Source organism: Streptomyces sp. NPDC051183, assembly GCF_040682455.1.
Taxonomy (GTDB): Bacteria; Actinomycetota; Actinomycetes; order Streptomycetales; family Streptomycetaceae; genus Streptomyces.
In genome coordinates, this window is record NZ_JBFBBA010000014.1 from 91028 (window position 1) to 108236 (window position 17209).

Sequence of the window (17209 nt, forward strand, 5' to 3'; positions counted from 1 at the left end):
GGCGCCGCCCCTCGGTCGTGCGAGCGGGATCAGCCGCGCAGCTCCTCGGCGACGAGCTCGGCGATCTGCACCGCGTTCAGCGCCGCGCCCTTGCGCAGGTTGTCGTTCGAGAGGAACAGCGCGAGGCCGTTGTCGACCGTCTCGTCGGCGCGGATGCGGCCCACGTACGAGGCGTCCCTGCCGGCGGCCTGGAGGGGGGTCGGGATCTCCGAGAGCTCGACGCCGGGGGCGTCCTTCAGCAGCTCGTACGCGCGCTCCACGCTGATCGGGCGCTCGAAGCGGACGTTGACCTGGAGGGAGTGGCCCGAGAAGACGGGCACGCGCACGCAGGTGCCCGAGACCTTGAGCTCCGGGATTTCGAGGATCTTGCGGGACTCGTTGCGGAGCTTCTGCTCTTCGTCGGTCTCGAAGGAGCCGTCGTCCACGATCGAGCCGGCCAGCGGGATGACGTTGAAGGCGATGGGCCGCTTGTAGACGGCCGGCTCCGGGAAGTCCACCGCGCCGCCGTCGAAGGTCAGCTGGTCGGCGGCCTCGGAGACCGCGCAGGCCTGGGTGCGCAGCTCGGCGACGCCGGACAGGCCCGAGCCGGAGACGGCCTGGTAGGTGGTGGCGACGAGCGCGGTCAGACCGGCCTCTTCGTGCAGCGGGCGCAGCACCGGCATCGCGGCCATGGTGGTGCAGTTCGGGTTCGCGATGATGCCCTTGGGGCGGTTCTTGATCGCGTGCGGGTTGACCTCGGAGACGACGAGCGGGACCTCGGGGTCCTTGCGCCAGGCGGAGGAGTTGTCGATCACGACGGCGCCCTGCGAGGCGACCTTCTCGGCGAGGGCCTTGGAGGTGGCGCCACCGGCCGAGAAGAGCACGATGTCCAGGCCGCTGTAGTCGGCCGTGGAGGCGTCCTCGATGGTGATCTCCCGGCCCTCCCACTGGAGCGTCGAGCCCGCGGAGCGGGCCGAGGCGAACAGCCGCAGCTCGTCCACCGGGAACTTCCGCTCGGCCAGGATGCCGCGCATGACTCCGCCGACCTGTCCGGTGGCTCCGACGATTCCGACCCTCACGGTGACTCCTTCAGTACGTACGACGCGGGCGCTGTAGCCATCATGCGTTCGACCGTCCGGTCCTTGTCCAATCCATTGTCCGCGGATCGGACAGTGTCTCCTGCGGACCGTTCTACTTCAGCGAGCGGGAGTAGGCCGTGGACCCACTTCTGATCACTGTGCTCGTCCCGGGCGGTGTGAGACGGGCTGGGTTGCTGCTTTCGCGAGCCTGGCGGCTTCACCGCTCTAGGCGGTGGTCCGGTCCGGGGTGGACAGCTTCCCTCACGCCCTGGGGTGTGGAGTGCGGCCTGGGCGGTCCGATGCCCCACGTGATCACTCCGGTCACGTGGGGGCGGTGCCGTCCGTCGCCGCGCCCCGTACCCCTGGGCGCGCCTTCCGATCACGACGCTCGCGGCGTCGTGGCGGGTGGTCTTTCGGCCGGAGGCGGTGAGCGGCTGCTGCCAGTGCTCGCCGCCCCATCGGCTGGTGCACGCGGGGTCGACCGCAATGACCGCGATCTCTTACTCGGCGGCCATAGCGGTAAGCCGGTCGGCCAGGCGTGCGGTGGGGAATCGGGAGATCAATCGCCGGAAGCGCTTCCTGCGCCCGTGCTTCTCCCGGGTCTTGGACTCGGCGAAGTCCAGGTCCTCAACCGCGATCGCTAGAGCCCACTGATCATGGGTGGCCCTCGTGACTGATCCTGCCCACCGCGAGGACGACTGCGGCGTCAGTGCCCGCTTACGTTCCGCCCACCCGGCCGCGCCATGCCCCAGGCCGAGAGCGCACCGCGCCTTCAGATCCCGCGATGCCAGAGAGCCCAGAAAGCCGCCTACCTCTCGCAGCACCCGCTCATCCCCGGCTGTCAGCCTCAGGCGGGTCCGTACCGCCACAGCCGCAGGGGGCGGGGCCACGAAAGGTGCGGCAAGCGAACGCAACACGGGCGACCCCACCACCCCACCCCCCTGTCACCGGGACCCGCTGATGTCATCGATCACATCAACGAACCAACGGACAACAGGTCACCCATCCGACCGAGGAACTCTAGTTCCCTGAAACGGATGGCACACCCAACGGCCTTTCCTCCAGCTCGCAGCCGCATGGGACAAGTGGAAGGGGCCGGTGCTCGCGTTGAGCACCGGCCCCTTCTTCATGCGGTCACACCGTCACGCGCGTACGCGCTACGGCAGGACCTTGTCGATCTGGACGCTTCCGGTGCCCGCGGCGGTGCCGCGGCCGTTGAGCAGCTTGACCTGGCCGAAGAACTGACGGCCCGCGGGGGCCTCGCTGTTGACCAGGACGTTCGCCGAGACGTTCGCCGAAGCGCCGTTGGCGAGGTTCACCGCGGCGGTCTCGTCGACCAGGACGGAGCCCAGGGCGGCCGAGAAGAACACGTCGCGGTAGTCGTACGTGGTGGTGCCGGCCGGGACCGCGTAGCCGATCACCTTGACGCTGTAGGTGCCCGCGGCCGGGTTGACCAGGCTCACGGCCTCCTCGGAGTCGCCGTCGGCGGAGGTGCCGACCTTGACGCCGTCCTTGTAGACCTCGAGGTCGAGGTCCGCGCCGGTGTCGGAGACGCCGCCGATCGCGACGTCGAGGCGGGAGACGCCCTCGCCGATCACGACCTCGGTGGTCTGGGTCTCACCGTTGGCGATGGTCGGCTTGGCGACCTTCGCGGAACCGAGCGGGCCGCCCTGGAGCTTGCCGCCGGCGATGGCCGCGGCCTCGTTCTTGATGCTCCACTGGACCGGGGCGGGGGTGCCCTTCTTGACCTCGGGCAGGACCTTGACCGCGGGGTCGAAGGCCGCGCCGAGCACCGAGATGTCCAGCTTGAAGGGGTTGTCGAGCAGCGGCGACGTACGGCGCGACTCGACCTCGATCTCCCAGACGCCCGGCTGCGGGTTCTCGTACGAACGCAGGTCGGGGCGGCAGAGGTTCGCCGGGTTGTCGTAGTTCGGGTAGCACTGGGTGGTCGCGCTGTCCTCGACGCCCACACCGTACGGGTGGATCGAGATGAAGCGCGTCTGGCTGCCCGGCTTCAGACCGCCGAGGGCGACCTCAAGGGTCTTGGCGCCCTGCGGGACGGTGACGAAGTACGACTTGTGGCTGTTGCGCTGCACGGACGAGGTGTCCGAGTAGGCGAACGACGGCTTCGCCAGCGGGGCGGAGACGACGACCGTGGAGAGGATCTGCTTGTCGATGCCCTCGGTGGTCGGGTCGTCCAGCTGCAGGATGCCGCTGTGCACGCCGGCCGTCTTGGCCTTGGCCTCGACCTTGATGGTGACCGGCTTGTTCAGGGGCAGCGTGACGTAGTCGTAGTCGCTGAGGACCTTGAACGTGCCGTCGTTGTTGCGCCACGACAGCTTGTGCGGGGTGCCGTACTTGACGCCCGTGGTGCGGGTGACGACGACGTTGTAGACCTTCTTCTGGCCGGCCTTGAGGCCGCCCTCGCGGTCGTAGATGCCGGTGCCGAAGCCCGGGGTCTTCAGGAACTGGTCGATCGCGGTGTCGACCGGCGCCTTGACGGTGAACTCGTTGGCCTTCGCGTCGCGCTGGATGGACTCCCATGCGCCGGGAACGTCGATCAGACCCGAGCCCTGGGCGTGCGCCGGGACGTCGTCGATCTTCTTCGCGGTGCTGGTGAGCGCGATGCGCAGGGCGGCCGGCGTCAGCTTGATGTTCTGCTGCTTCGCGGCCGAGATCAGCAGGGCGCTGGCGCCCGCCGCCTGCGGCGAGGACATCGAGGTGCCCTGGAGCATGCCGTAACCGGCCGGCAGGTCGTAGCCGGCCTCCTTCACCGGGGCGCCGGGCAGCCAGGTCTGGATCGTGTTGATCGAGGCGCCGGGGGCGGTGATGGTCGGGGTGAACCCGCCGTCCTCACGCGGACCGCGCGAGGAGAAGGGGAACATGTTGTACTTCTTGTCCACGGCGGAGCCGTAGTTGGCGGCCCAGGTCTCCTTGGAGACCGCGGCGCCCACGGAGATGACCTTGTCCGCGAGGCCGGGGTCGCCGATGGTGTTGATGCCGGGACCCTCGTTGCCCGCCGAGATGACGAGCTGGACACCGTAGGTGTCGATGAGGTTCTTGTAGAGCTCGGAGCGCGCGTTGTTGCCGTCGTTCAGCGCCGGCAGGCCGCCGATGGACATGTTGACGATGTCCACGCCGCGGTTGACGACGAGGTCGATCATGCCCTCGGTCAGCGCGATGTTGGTGCAGCCGCCGGACCAGGAGCAGGCGCGCGAGGAGACGAGCTTGGCGCCGGGCGCCTCGCCGTTCATCTTGCCGCCGAAGAGGCTGTTGGCGGCGGTGATGCCCGCGACGTGCGTGCCGTGCTCGGACTCGATGATGCCGACGTTGACGAAGTCGGCCTTCTTGCCGACCCAGTCACCGCCCAGCGGGTCCATCGGGACGTCCTTGCGGATCTCGATCACGAACGGGATGCGCTCGGCGACCTGGGTCGCCGGGTTGTCCGTGCCGAAGTAGCCGATCTGGTAGCCGTCCTTGTACGGCTTCATCGGCTCGTTGTTCGTGAAGTCGCCGTCCTGGTCGGTGTCGACGCGGACGGTGCCGGCGGCGGCGTCGTAGAGCAGGCCGAACCGGTCGGTGGTGTCCCCGTCCCGGTTGACGTCGCCCTTCATGTCGCCGTTGGCGGTGATCGACTCGCTGAACCGGCTCCACTGGAAGGAGCCCTCGGGGGCCTTCCAGCTCTGGCCGCCCGCGGTGAAGGTGCCGGCGGCGGTGGTGACCGGGGTGATCTGGGCGCGCCAGGTGGCGTCGCCGTCGGTGATCGGGTCGGTCGCCGTCACCCAGTCGACGATCTTGCGCTCGCCGGTGGTGGTGGTCTGCAGGGCCGGGTGGCCGAGGTCGACGCCCGAGTCCATGATGCCGATGGTCACGCCGCGGCCGTCGGCCTGCGGGTTGTCCTTGACGAAGTCGACGGCACCGGTCTCGAAGGACGGGTTGTACGGGTTCTTCGCCGGGGTGTTCTTGTCCGGCGCCGCGAAGGTCGCGCCCGCGGTCCGCTTGACCGTGCCGGTCTCGCGGTCGGCGTCGGGACGCGGGTCGGGCAGCTGGATCTCGTGCCGCAGGTCGATGCCGTGCACGGAGGACAGCTTGGCGGCCGACTTCAGCGCGGCCTCCGCCCTGTCGGTCGGCAGGGTGGCGCGGACGTAGCCGAGGTTGTCGTACGTCTGCCCGACCGAGGCGCCCTGGACGGCGTCGAGCTGGTCGGCCACCTGCTTGGTCTGCCCGGGGGCGGTCGCGACCATGACGGTGACGTTCGCGTCACCCTTGGCCTTGGCCTCCTGGAGCAGCTCGGCATCCGCCGAACCGAGCTTCTGGTCGGCCGACTTGACCGCCGGAGTGGTGCCCGGGTTGTCGGCGCCGGTGGCCGCGAATACGGGCACGGCGCCGGTGGCCGCGAGGGCGGCCACCAGACCGGCCGCGGCCGCGACGCGTGCGACGCGCCGGGCCCCGGATATGGAGCTGGGGGATTCGAGGGTCATCAGCATCCCTGGTAAGTGAAAGAAACGGTCCGGATTTCGGTGCCGGATGACCGGTCAGCTTTGCGCAAGTGACAGCTGTTTGGGGAGCCTTGTCATTGACCGATACCTGCCATGGCGGACACTCGCCAATGCGGAGTGAACGCCAGACGGGCCGTACCGTGATGAACCGGTACGACCCGCAGGGGTTGACGAGTTGATTTGTAGATTTCCCGACCGCGAGTCAGCCGCGGAGCGGAGCTCCGTCTCGAATCGGGTGTGACAACTTTCGCGCGTTCAGCGCTCGCGCGTGCGCGCGTAGTGGCGCGAGGCCTTGGCCCGGTTGCCGCAGGCGGCCATCGAGCACCAGCGCCGGGTGCCGTTGCGCGAGGTGTCGTGGAAGCGCAGTACGCAGGTCTCGGAGGCGCACTTGCGGATCCGGTCGGGCGCGGAGCCCAGCAGGTCGAGGTAGTCGCGGGCGGCCGTCCAGGCCGGACCCCAGGCGGGATCGGCGAACTCGGCCCGCTCGCCCGGACCTTCGGCGGTCAGCGTGGCGCGGATCCGGCCGTGCTCCAGGACGGAGTCGACCAGGGAGCGGGCGCTCCCGTCGGCTGGGTCCGCGACCGCGCGGGCCAGTGCCTCGCGCGCGGTGAGCAGGTGGACGAGGGTCGCCGCGTCGGCGCGGAAGCGGTCGGCCAGCCCCGCGCTGTGCAGCCAGATCGCGAGCCCTTCGACCCGGGTGAGCCCGAAGGCGCCCGCGAAGAGGTCGACGAGCTCGCCCTCATGCATCCAGCGGGTGTTCAGCAGGTCGAGCGCGACGGGCTCGCCGGTCAGCGGACGCGGGTCCGTCACCTGTGCCGTCATCGCCGTACTCCCTCTGCTGCCGCCTCGGCGCCGCCTGCTAACCCCTCAAGGGTACGTGACCGGTTGACTCTGGCCGCCCTAACCCTTAACTTTGATTTAGAAGGTTAGAACGCCTCGCTGGGGGCCCTAAGAAAGGGGGCAGCCGTGACGGCTGTCATCGGCAAGCTGCGCACCGGCCACGTCGGTCTGAACGTCACCGACCTCGACCGCTCGCTCGTCTTCTACCGGGACGTGCTCGGCTTCGGACTGCTGGGCGAGGGCAAGGAGGGGGACCGCCGCTTCGCCTTCCTCGGCCAGGACGGCGAGCTCGTCCTCACGCTGTGGCAGCAGGCCTCGGGCGGCTACGCGCCGGCCGCGGCCGGGCTGCACCACCTCGCGCTCTCCGCGGGCACGATCGAGGAGGTCCGGGAGTACGAGGAGCGGCTGCGCGGCCTGGGGGTCGAGTTCGCGTACGAGGGAGTCGTCGCCCACGCGGAGGGTGCGGCCTCCGGCGGCATCTTCTTCCACGACCCCGACGGGGTCCGGCTGGAGATCTCCGTACCCACCGGCGCCGAGGGCGCCCCGGCCCCGACCGCGGGGGCTCCGACCTGCGGGTTCTTCTAATGTCCGGCTATCACTGGGGTTCGCTGGCCATGCAGGAGCGGGTGGGCGTACGGGAGCTCGCCGAGCACGTGGGCCGCTCGATCGGCACCGGCATCCGGGACGTCGCCGCGGCCTTCCTGGCGCAGCAGCCGCACCTGGTGGTCGGCGCCGCCGACGCGGACGGCCGGCTCTGGGCCTCGCTGCTGACCGGCGCCCCCGGGTTCGTACGGGCCACCGGGCCGGACCGGATCGCGGTCGCCGGCGGCGTCCCGGACGGCGACCCCCTCGCGCAGGCCCTGGCCACCGAGGGGACCAGCGTCGGGACCATCTCCCTCGACCCGCGCACCCGGCGCCGGATGCGCCTGGGCGGAACCCTGGAGGTGACACCGCGCGGCTTCGCCATCGCGGCGCAGCGGGTCTTCTCGAACTGTCCGAAGTACCTGCAGAAGCGGCAGCCGCTGGAGCTCGCCGCCCAAGGAGCCGGTGTCGTGCGGCGCGGGGACGCGCTCACCCCCGACCAGGAGCGGGCCGTCCGCTCCGCCGACACCTTCTTCGTCGCCACCACCGCCGGGGACGGGGCCGACGCCAGCCACCGGGGCGGGTTCCCGGGCTTCGTGGAGGTGACCTCCCCGACCGCGCTGAGCTGGCCCGACTATGCGGGCAACGCCATGTTCCTGACCCTGGGGAACCTGGCGGCGGACCCGCGGGCCGGGCTGCTCTTCCCGCACTGGGAGAGCGGGAGGCTGCTCCAGATCAGCGGCCGGGCCCGGACCGAGTTCGACGCGGACGGGAGCAGGCGGGTGCACTTCGCCGTGGAGTCGGTGGTGGAGAGCCTGCACCCGGGGCGGCTGCTGTGGAGCGCCCCGGAGTACTCCCCGGCCAATCCGCCGCTGCCGCGTCACCTCGGGAGTACGACCAGGTAGGCGGCGGGCTCGCGGTCGCCGGACGCCGTCAGGGCGGTCCGGACGACCGCGGCCTGCTGCTCGGGCCAGTCGCGGAGCTTGCGCGGGGTGATGTGCAGGACGGTCACCCCGAGCCGCTCCAGGGTCTCGCGCTTGCGGACGGACTCCGACCACTGCTCGTCCTCGCCCTGGCGCGGGGCCCGGGTGTCGATCTCCACGGCCACGGAGTGCTCGGGCCAGTACGCGTCGACCCCGCCCAGGTGCGGGCCGCCGGGCAGCCGGAGGTCCACGTTCCAGACCGGCTCGGGAAGGTCGAAGCCCCGTACGAGCTGGTACAGCCGGTCCTCGGCGATGGCCCGGCCCTCGGCGAGCAGGGACTCGACCGCGTCCACCACGTGCGGCCGGTTCAGCAGCCGGGCCACCGTCAGCTCCCGTACGACGGCCGCGGGTTCGCAGTGCCCGCCGCGGACGGCCTCGCTGAGCAGGCGGCGCACGGTGCCGGCGTCGGAGAGCTGGGCGACGGCGTCGGCGACGGCCCGCGCGACGGGGGCCACGGGCAGCCCGGTGACCTCCATCGGGCGGGGCGCGGTGTGCGCCCGGACGATCCGCACGTCCCCGGTGGACCGCAGCCGCCGCGTGTTCGGCACGAGTACGTCGATGTGGCCCAGGCCCAGCAGGGCGGGCGCGGAGCTGAACCGGTACAGCGCGAGTGCGGCCAGGCCGGTGATCATGACCTCGTCGCCGCGGCGGCCGGCGTACAGCAGGGCGGCGTGCAGCCGCTCCTCGCTCGTCGCGGGCCCGGAGTGGAGCAGGAACACCCCGGGCAGGACCTGCTGCCACGGGCGCTCGGCGGCCTCGGAGGGGGAGACGCCGTGCTCGCGGAGCTGGGCGACGGAGAGCACCCGGGGGCGGGTGCCGGTGAGGTGGGCGAGGGGGAGGGGTGCGTTGTGGTTCATGACGCGGTGATTCCCTCAGGCCATGGCCCTGCTAACGCCTGTTACGCGCTCGTCGACAAACCCGGACAAGCCAGGGCTAAAGTACGGGCGTTCGACTGCCGATGGGGGATCCGCTCCCGGGTGCGACCCCGGGAGCGGACCGCACGGCTACTCGGCGCCGGCCGCCGCGTCGCAGCCCTGCGCGCGCAGGGCGCGGGCCAGGTCGTCCCGGGACTCCAGCACCAGGCGGCGCAGGGCCGCCGGGGCCGACTCGTGCTCCGCGAGCCAGGCGTCCGTCGCCTCGACGGTGGACTGCGAGTCCTGCAGCGACGGGTACAGGCCCCGTACGACGGTCATCGCGATCTGGATCGACCGCTCCGCCCAGACCCGCTCGATGACGGAGAAGTAGGGCTCCCCGAACCCGGCCAGCAGCTCGCGCTGCGAGGACTGGTCCATGCCCGCGACGGTGGCCTCCACCAGCGCGTTGGACAGGGCGTCGGACTCGACCACCGCCGCCCACGCCTGGTCCTTCACCGCAGCCGACGGCCGGGCCGCCAGGCACCGCACCTGGTAGCGCTTGCCCGACGCCGTGTCGTCCCGGGCCAGTTCCGCGGCGAGGACGCTCTCGTCCACCGCCCCGTGCGCGGCCAGCGGCAGCAGGAAGTCCCAGCGCAGCTCCTGGTCCACTTCCAGGCCGTCGATCCGCGCCGAACCCTCCAGCAGCCCCAGCAGCAGCTGGAAGTCGCCCTCCGTCGCCGCGCTCGCCGCGAAGAAGCGGGCCCAGGTGAGCTGGTGCTCCGAGCCCGGCTCCGCGAAGCGCAGCTCCTGCAGCGCGCACGCCGCCAGCACCCGCCCGCCCTGCTCGCGCCAGTCCGGGGCCGCGTAGTGGGTGACCGCGGTCAGCGCCTGCGAGTGCAGCATCTGCAGGACGCCGACATCGCTCTCCCGGCCCGCGTGGGCCAGGACCATGGAGACGAAGTCCCGCGCCGGCATCAGGCCGTCACGCGTCAGGTTCCACAGCGCGGACCAGCACAGCGCACGCGTGAGCGGGTCCGCCACCGCGCCCAGGTGCGTGCGCAGGGTGTCCGCCGACGCCTGGTCGAAGCGGACCTTGCAGTAGGTGAGGTCCTCGTCGTTGACCATCACCAGGTCGGGCCGCTCCTGCCCCGCCAGCTCGGCGACCACGCTGCGCGCGCCCGCCACGTCGGCCTCGGCCTGCGCGTACCGCACCAGGGCGCCCGCCTCCAGGCGGTAGAGGCCCACCGCGACCCGGTGCGGGCGCAGCTCGTCGCCGTCCTGGACCACCGCCAGCTCCGTCACCCGGCCGCCCGCGTCGCAGGTCACCACGGGCGTCAGCGAGTTCACGCCGGCCGTCTGCAGCCAGGCCCGGGACCACTCGGCCATGTCCCGGCCGGAGACCTCCCCGAGCACCGACAGCAGGTCGTCCAGGGTGGTGTTCCCGTACGCGTTGGCCTTGAAGTACCGCCGCGAGCCCTCCAGGAACGCCTCCCGCCCGACGTACGCGACGAGCTGCTTGAGCACGGCCGCGCCCTTGGCGTAGGTGATCCCGTCGAAGTTCAGCTTCGCGGCCTCGATGTCCGGGATGTCCGCCGTGATCGGGTGCGTGGACGGCAGCTGGTCGGCGCGGTAGGCCCAGGCCTTGCGGTTGTTGGCGAAGGTGACCCACGCCTGGTCGAAGCGGGTGGCCTCCACGAGCGCGAAGGAGCCCATGAAGTCCGCGAAGGACTCCTTCAGCCACAGGTCGTCCCACCACTTCATGGTGACCAGGTCGCCGAACCACATGTGGGCCATCTCGTGCAGGATCGTGTTCGCGCGCCGCTCGTACGACGCCTGCGTGACCTTCCCGCGGAAGATGTACTCCTCCTTGAAGGTCACCATCCCCGGGTTCTCCATCGCGCCCAGGTTGTACTCCGGCACGAAGGCCTGGTCGTACTTGCCGAAGGGGTACGGGTAGTCGAACAGCTCGTGGAACAGGTCGAAGCCCTGCTTGGTGACGAGGAAGACGTCGTCCGCGTCGAAGTGCTTCGCGAGCCCCTTGCGGCACATCGCGCCCAGCGGGATGGTCAGGTCCCCGCGCGTGTAGGTGTCCGTCACGTAGTGGTAAGGCCCCGCCACCACGCAGGTGATGTACGTCGAGATGGGCGCGGTCTCGGCGAAGCGCCGGGTCCCGCCCTCGCGGGACTCCTCGGCCCCGTTGCTCCAGACCTGCCAGTCCTCGGGCGCGGTCACCTCGACGCGGTAGGGCGCCTTGAGGTCCGGCTGCTCGAAGTTCGCGTACACCCGCCGGGCGTCGGCCGGCTCGTACTGGGTGTAGAGGTAGACCTCGCCGTCCTCGGGGTCCACGAACCGGTGCATGCCCTCGCCGGTACGGCTGTAGGCGCAGTTCGCGTCCACCACGAGCTCGTTCTCGGAGGCCAGCCCGTCCAGGGCGATCCGCGAGCCGTCGAAGACGGCGGCCACGTCCAGCTCGCGCCCGTTGAGAGTGACGCTGTTGACCGAGGGGGCGATCAGGTCGACGAAGGTGGCGGGGGCGGTGGCCCGGAAGCGGATCTTCGTCACGGAGCGGAAGGTGCGGGGGCCTTCGGCCGGTTCGGCCTCGTCCACCGCGGACCTCAGGTCCAGCGACAGCTCGTAGCCGTCGACCGACAGCGACTCGGCCCGCTCGCGCGCCTCGTCACGGGACAGACTCTTGCCGGGCACATGCACTCCTCGGTGTGATCGCGAATCCTGACCTCACCGAATCCTCCCATGGGGAATGCGGCCGGATCCGGGCCGGTTGGGCAGGAGGACGCTTCGACTTGAGGAGAGACATGACCGACACCCAGGTGCGCGAGAAGACCCCGGTCGACTTCTGGTTCGACCCGCTCTGCCCCTGGGCCTGGATGACGTCCCGCTGGATGCTGGAGGTCGAGAAGGTCCGTGACGTCGAGGTCCGCTGGCACGTGATGAGCCTCGCCGTACTGAACGAGAACAAGCTCGACGAACTGCCCGAGCGCTACCGCGAGCTCCTCGGCCCCAAGGGCTGGGCCCCGGTCCGCGTGGTCGTCGCCGCCCAGCAGAAGTTCGGCGACGAGGTCACCGGCAAGCTCTACACCGCGCTCGGCACCCGTTTCCACAACGAGGACCAGGGCCCGACCCGCGAGGCCATCGCCGCCGCGCTGGCCGAGGTCGACCTGCCCGCCGAGCTCATCCACTACGCCGACTCCGACGAGTACGACGAGGTGCTGCGCGCCTCGCACAACGACGGCATCGACCGCGTCGGCCAGGAGGTCGGCACCCCGGTCATCTCCGTGCCCGGCGCCGACGGCGGCGACGTGGCCTTCTTCGGCCCGGTCGTCACCCCGGCCCCGCGCGGCGAGGCCGCCGCCCGGCTGTGGGACGGCACCCTGATGGTCGCCTCCGTCCCCGGCTTCTACGAGATCAAGCGCACCCGGACCCAGGGCCCCTCCTTCGAGTAGCCCGCGTCCGCATCCTCCCTTAACGTCCCGGTATGGGGAGCGATGACCCGCGCGACAACGCACCGCACGCCAGCCTGCCCGCACGCCCCCGAGATCGGGTGCTGCGGGCAGCCTGCGTCGCGGTGCCCCCGCTGTGGACCGCCCTCGGGATCCCGCACGCGGCGGACAGCGGCTGGCGCGGGGTGCTGATCACCCGGCGCGCCCGCGAGGGTCGCCGAGGTCGACGGTCTGGTGGACGCAGAAGACCCCCGCGAGTCACGTCCTCGCGGGGGCCTTCTGGTGGAAACGCCCGCAAGTGAAGGTTGAGAAGACGATCACGAGGCGGACGGCTTTTCGGGCGCGGATCAGCCCTTGGCGGGGATCAGCAGCGGCGTGTTCGCCTTGGCGTCGGCGTAGCGCTTGGCCACGTCCTGCCAGTTGACGACGTTCCACATGGCCTCGATGAAGTCCACCTTCTGGTTCTTGTACTGCAGGTAGAAGGCGTGCTCCCAGGCGTCGAACACCAGGACCGGGGTGCTGGCGACGCCCACGTTGCCCTGGTGGTCGTAGACCTGCTCGACGACCAGACGGCCGCTGACGGGCTCGTACGCCAGCACGCCCCAGCCGGAGCCCTGCGTCGCGGAGGACGCGAAGGTCAGCTGCTTCTTGAACTTGGCGAAGGAGCCGAAGGACTCCGTGATCGCGTCGGCCAGGTCGCCCAGGCCGTCGGCCGCGGTGGGCTCGCCGCCGCCCTCGCCGGTCTTCGGGCTGGCCATGTTGTGCCAGTAGATGCTGTGCAGGATGTGGCCGGAGAGGTGGAACGCGAGGTTCTTCTCCAGGCCGTTCAGCGCGCCCCAGTTCTCCTTGTCGCGCGCCTCCTCCAGCTGCTCCAGCGTGGTGTTGGCGCCCGCGACGTAGGCCGCGTGGTGCTTGTCGTGGTGCAGCTCGATGATCTGCGGGTTGATCACCGGCTCGAGCGCCGCGTAGTCGTAAGGAAGCTCAGGAAGCGTGTAGATGGCCATGCGTGTTATCCGGTCCCCTCAGCCTGCCAACTGCTATTGCAATTAATGCGCAACTGCACGCTAGCAGCATCTATTCCGGCCGGCACGTAAGGGTCACCTACCCCCGGGTCAGGCCCTGGCGGCCGCCCGACGCTGCATCAGGTAGCCGGTCGCCGCGAGTACGACGGTCAGCCCGCCGGTGAAGACCACCTGGACCCGCGTGTCCTCGCCCAGGGCCATCAGCAGCAGCACCCCGGCGACCCCGGCCAGCGCCACCCAGGTCAGGTACGGGAAGCCCCACATCCGCACGACCAGCTTCTCGGGGGCCTCGCGCTCCAGGCGGCGGCGCAGCACGAACTGCGAGACGGCGATGAAGCCCCAGACGATGAGGATGACCCCGCCGACCATGTTCAGCAGCCAGGCGAACAGGGTGTCCGGGTACCAGTAGGACAGCAGCACGGTGACGAAGCCGAAGCCCGAGGAGAGCAGCACCGCGCGCCGCGGCACCCGGCCGCCGACCTTGGCCAGCGCCTTGGGGCCCTGGCCGCGGGAGACCAGGGAGTAGGCCATGCGCGAGGAGCCGTAGATGTTGGCGTTCATCGCGGAGAGCAGGGCGATCAGGATGACCACGTTCATGACCTGGCCGGCGTGCGGGATGCCCAGGTGGTCCAGGGTGGCCGCGTACGGGCCGGCCTCGGTCACCGCAGGGTCGTTCCACGGCAGCAGCGTGACGATCACCAGCATGGAGCCGACGTAGACGACGGCGATCCGCCACATGGTGGTCTTCACGGCCTTGGCCACGCCCTTGACCGGGTTGTCCGACTCGGCGGCGGCGATGGTCACCGTCTCCAGGCCGCCGTACGCGACCACCGAGGCGAGCAGGCCCACGAGCAGGCCGTCCATGCCGTTGGGCAGGAAGCCGCCGTCGTGCAGCAGGTTGGCGGAGCCGGGGGAGTCGGTGCCGGGCAGCACGCCCATGACGGCCAGCACGCCCAGGCCCAGGAAGAGGGCGATCGCGCCGATCTTGAGGGCGGCGAACCAGAACTCGAACTCGCCGAAGTTGGAGACGGCGGCCAGGTTGCACCCGGTGAAGACCAGCATGAAGACCAGCACCCACATCCAGGAGGGGGTGCCCGGGAACCACCCGGTCATGATGTGCGCGGCGCCGATGCCCTCGATGGCGACGCCGACGCACAGCAGCGTCCAGAACATCCAGCCCGCGGTGAAGCCCGCCCACGGGCCGATGGCCCGCTCCGCGTGCACCGAGAAGGAGCCGGACACGGGGTTGGCGGCGGACATCTCGCCGAGCATCCGCATCACGAACATCACGAGCAGCCCGGACACGGCGTACGCGATGACGATCGAGGGACCGGCGGCGGCGATGCCGGCGCCGGAGCCCACGAAGAGTCCGGCGCCGATGACGCCGCCGAGGGCGATCATCGAGAGGTGGCGCTGCTTGAGTCCGCTGCCGAGGGGGGATCCGGCGCCGGTCTGGGACGGCGCCTCGGGCTCGGTGGGCGTGATGGTGCTCGGGATCATGCGGACAAGTCTGCCTACCGTCCGATAATCGGACGGATCTTGTCCATTATCCGGACATCGGACTCACTGGCCGTGATCCCCCTCGTACGGCCCGCGCCGGCCCGGGGGCAGGCCGTGCCGGGGCGTGCCGTGCCGGGGCGTCAGGCGGCCCGGCGCGCGCGGAGCTCGCGCACGCCCGCGACCACCAGCACCGCCGCCGCCGCGCCGGAGGACCACAGCAGCTGCGGCCGCGCCGAGTCGTCGAACAGCATCAGCACCAGCACCGCCGCCATCCCGAGCAGCGCCGCCCACGTCGCGTACGGGAACAGCCACATCGGCAGGGTCAGCCGCTCCGGCATGTCCCGCTCGATCCGGCGGCGCAGCTTCAACTGCGAGACGGCGATCAGCGCCCATACGAACAGCAGCACCGCGCCGACCGCGTTGAGCATGTAGAGGAAGATCGTGTCCGGCCACAGCAGGTTCAGCACCACCGACACGAAGCCGAACGCCGCCGACGCGCACACCGCGATGCGCGGCACCCCGCCGCGCGAGACCTTCAGCAGGGACTTCGGCGCCTCGCCCCGCTCGGCCAGCGAGAACACGATGCGCGAGGAGCCGTAGAGGTTCGCGTTCAGCGCCGAAAGCAGCGCCACGAACACCACGATCTCCATGATCGTGCCGGCCTTCGGGATGCCGATGGAGTCGAGGACCGCGACGTACGGGCTCTGGCCCGGCTTCAGCGAGTCCCACGGCAGCAGGGCCACGATGACCAGCATCGAGCCGACGTAGAAGAAGAGGATGCGCCACACCGCGCTGCGCACCGCGCGGGCCACGGACCGGGCCGGGTCGTCGGACTCGGCGGCCGCGATCGTGACGACCTCCAGGCCGCCGAAGGCGAAGACCACGGCGAGCATGCCGGCGACGACGCCGCCGAGGCCGGCCGGGAAGAAGCCGCCGTGGCCGGTGAGGTTGGCCAGGCCGACGGGCTCCGTGTCCGGCAGCAGGCCGAAGACCGCGAGGGTGCCCAGGATCAGGAACAGCACGATCGCGCCGACCTTGAGCGCCGCGAACCAGAACTCGAACTCGCCGAAGTTCCGCACGGCCGCCAGGTTGGCCACGGTGAAGACCAGCATGAAGACCAGGACCCACACCCACTGGTCGACCGAGGGGACCCAGCGGTTCGCGATGTCCGCCGCGCCGGTGGCCTCCACCGCCAGCACCACCACCAGCAGGAACCAGTACAGCCAGCCCGCGGAGAAGCCGGCCCAGCGCCCCAGGGCCTTCTCGGCGTAGACGGAGAAGGAGCCGGAGGCGGGCATCGCCGCCGACATCTCGCCCAGCGCCCGCATCACCAGCATCGCGAGCACGCCCGCGAGCAGGTACGAGCAGATGATCGCGGGACCGGCGATGCCGATGCCGGCGCCGGAGCCGACGAAGAGCCCGGCGCCGATCACGCCGCCGAGGCCCAGCATGGTCAGGTGGCGCTGCTTGAGGCTGTGGCTCAGGGGTTCCGGGGAATCGGCCGGGTCGGGCAGGTGGTCGCGCATGAGGGGGATGCTCGTACTCTCGGTCGGCCAAGCGGCGCTGGGGGCTGCACAAGGGATTGGCGGGAACCTACAGTCTCGCTGGAGGAAGCCCGTAGGAGCAAAAAGGACGTGTCGTCGAATGTGGGCCGTGACACGGATCACTTCAACTCGGGTGTAAGTCAGGACCTTTGTCCGGTCCCCACCAAACCGGGGAGTAGGGCTTTGTCCCGGGCGACGCTGGGGCGGCGCCGGGCCCCGCACTAACGTCGGTGATCGTCCTGTCACCACCACCTCGCGGAGCCCCCGATGAGCACTGCTTCCGTCTCCTTCCGGCCCGGCGCCGTCCTCGCCGACCTGCTGCCCGCGAGCCGCGTCCGCGACATCGCGCTCGTCGCCGGCGGAGCCGCACTCACCGGCCTGGCCGCGCAGATCGCCGTGCCCGTTCCCGGCTCCCCGGTCCCCGTCACCGGCCAGACCTTCGCGGCCCTGCTGGTGGGCACCGCCTTCGGCGCCCGCCGCGGCTTCCTCTCGCTCGCCCTCTACGCCCTCGTCGGCATGGCCGGGGTGCCGTGGTTCGCGGGCGGCACCTCCGGTGCGGGCGGCGCCTCCTTCGGCTACGTGCTCGGCATGCTGCTCGCCGCCACCCTCGCCGGCGCCCTCGCGCGGCGCGGCGCCGACCGCTCGGTGCTGCGTACCGCGGGCACGATGGTGCTCGGCTCCGCCGTCATCTACGCGGTGGGCGTGCCCTACCTGATGGGCGCCACCGGGATGTCCCTGTCCGCGGCCGTCGCGGCGGGCCTGACCCCGTTCCTGATCGGCGACGCGCTCAAGGCCGCGCTGGCGATGGGCGTGCTGCCGGCCGCCTGGAAGCTGGTGGGCCGCCGCGGCTGACCCGGCCACGACGCACG

Annotated in this window: 12 protein-coding genes and 1 pseudogene; 4 read left to right on the forward strand and 9 right to left on the reverse strand. The window is 70.9% G+C overall.

Features of this window, described 5'->3' with window-relative positions; translation table 11 throughout:
• Nucleotides 1–29 precede the first annotated feature (29 nt).
• From AB0M99_RS15035 to AB0M99_RS15050, 4 genes and pseudogenes are all read right to left on the reverse strand, one after another.
• A complete protein-coding gene (locus AB0M99_RS15035) occupies nt 30–1058 on the reverse strand; it encodes an aspartate-semialdehyde dehydrogenase (protein WP_365920308.1) in 1029 nt (342 codons plus the stop codon).
• 248 nt (nt 1059–1306) lie between these two features.
• Nucleotides 1307–1990 (reverse strand): annotated as a pseudogene (locus AB0M99_RS15040) (hypothetical protein); the annotation flags it as partial.
• 225 nt (nt 1991–2215) lie between these two features.
• Nucleotides 2216–5539, reverse strand: a complete 3324-nt coding sequence (locus AB0M99_RS15045) for a S8 family serine peptidase (RefSeq protein ID WP_365920310.1) — start codon at nt 5537–5539, stop codon at nt 2216–2218.
• A gap of 273 nt (nt 5540–5812) precedes the next feature.
• Nucleotides 5813–6379: a CGNR zinc finger domain-containing protein gene (locus AB0M99_RS15050; protein WP_365920312.1), complete on the reverse strand. Its 567-nt coding sequence runs from the start codon at nt 6377–6379 to the stop codon at nt 5813–5815.
• A gap of 144 nt (nt 6380–6523) precedes the next feature.
• On the opposite strand from AB0M99_RS15050, the gene AB0M99_RS15055 reads away from it, so the two are divergent.
• Together AB0M99_RS15055 and AB0M99_RS15060 are read left to right on the forward strand one after the other, a co-directional pair.
• Complete coding sequence (locus AB0M99_RS15055; RefSeq protein WP_365920314.1) at nt 6524–6982, forward strand: VOC family protein; 459 nt, start codon at nt 6524–6526, stop codon at nt 6980–6982.
• Entirely contained in the window at nt 6982–7884 is a 903-nt protein-coding gene (locus AB0M99_RS15060; protein WP_365920316.1) for a pyridoxamine 5'-phosphate oxidase family protein, read from the forward strand. The genes AB0M99_RS15055 and AB0M99_RS15060 overlap by 1 nt, the downstream gene beginning before the upstream one ends.
• Here AB0M99_RS15060 and AB0M99_RS15065 read toward each other — a convergent pair.
• Both AB0M99_RS15065 and pepN read right to left on the reverse strand, forming a co-directional pair.
• A complete protein-coding gene (locus AB0M99_RS15065) occupies nt 7860–8819 on the reverse strand; it encodes a hypothetical protein (protein WP_365920318.1) in 960 nt (319 codons plus the stop codon). The two genes, AB0M99_RS15060 and AB0M99_RS15065, sit on opposite strands and share 25 nt — an antisense overlap.
• Before the next feature lie 147 nt (nt 8820–8966).
• Nucleotides 8967–11519, reverse strand: a complete 2553-nt coding sequence (pepN, locus tag AB0M99_RS15070) for an aminopeptidase N (protein WP_365920320.1) — start codon at nt 11517–11519, stop codon at nt 8967–8969.
• A gap of 110 nt (nt 11520–11629) precedes the next feature.
• Between pepN and AB0M99_RS15075 the strand changes: the two genes are divergently transcribed.
• Entirely contained in the window at nt 11630–12277 is a 648-nt protein-coding gene (locus tag AB0M99_RS15075; protein WP_365920322.1) for a DsbA family protein, read from the forward strand.
• Nucleotides 12278–12621: 344 nt separating this feature from the next.
• Here the strand turns inward: AB0M99_RS15075 and AB0M99_RS15080 are convergent, their stop codons facing one another.
• The 3 genes from AB0M99_RS15080 to AB0M99_RS15090 all read right to left on the reverse strand — a co-directional run bounded on the left by AB0M99_RS15080 (nt 12622) and on the right by AB0M99_RS15090 (nt 16322).
• Complete coding sequence (locus tag AB0M99_RS15080; RefSeq protein WP_365920324.1) at nt 12622–13278, reverse strand: superoxide dismutase; 657 nt, start codon at nt 13276–13278, stop codon at nt 12622–12624.
• 108 nt (nt 13279–13386) lie between these two features.
• Entirely contained in the window at nt 13387–14796 is a 1410-nt protein-coding gene (locus tag AB0M99_RS15085) for an amino acid permease (RefSeq protein WP_365920325.1), read from the reverse strand.
• A 140-nt stretch (nt 14797–14936) separates the two neighbouring features.
• Nucleotides 14937–16322, reverse strand: coding sequence for an amino acid permease (locus AB0M99_RS15090; protein WP_365920327.1), 1386 nt, complete (start codon nt 16320–16322; stop codon nt 14937–14939).
• Between the two features lie 285 nt (nt 16323–16607).
• On the opposite strand from AB0M99_RS15090, the gene AB0M99_RS15095 reads away from it, so the two are divergent.
• A complete protein-coding gene (locus AB0M99_RS15095) occupies nt 16608–17192 on the forward strand; it encodes a biotin transporter BioY (RefSeq protein ID WP_365920329.1) in 585 nt (194 codons plus the stop codon).
• Nucleotides 17193–17209 lie beyond the last annotated feature (17 nt).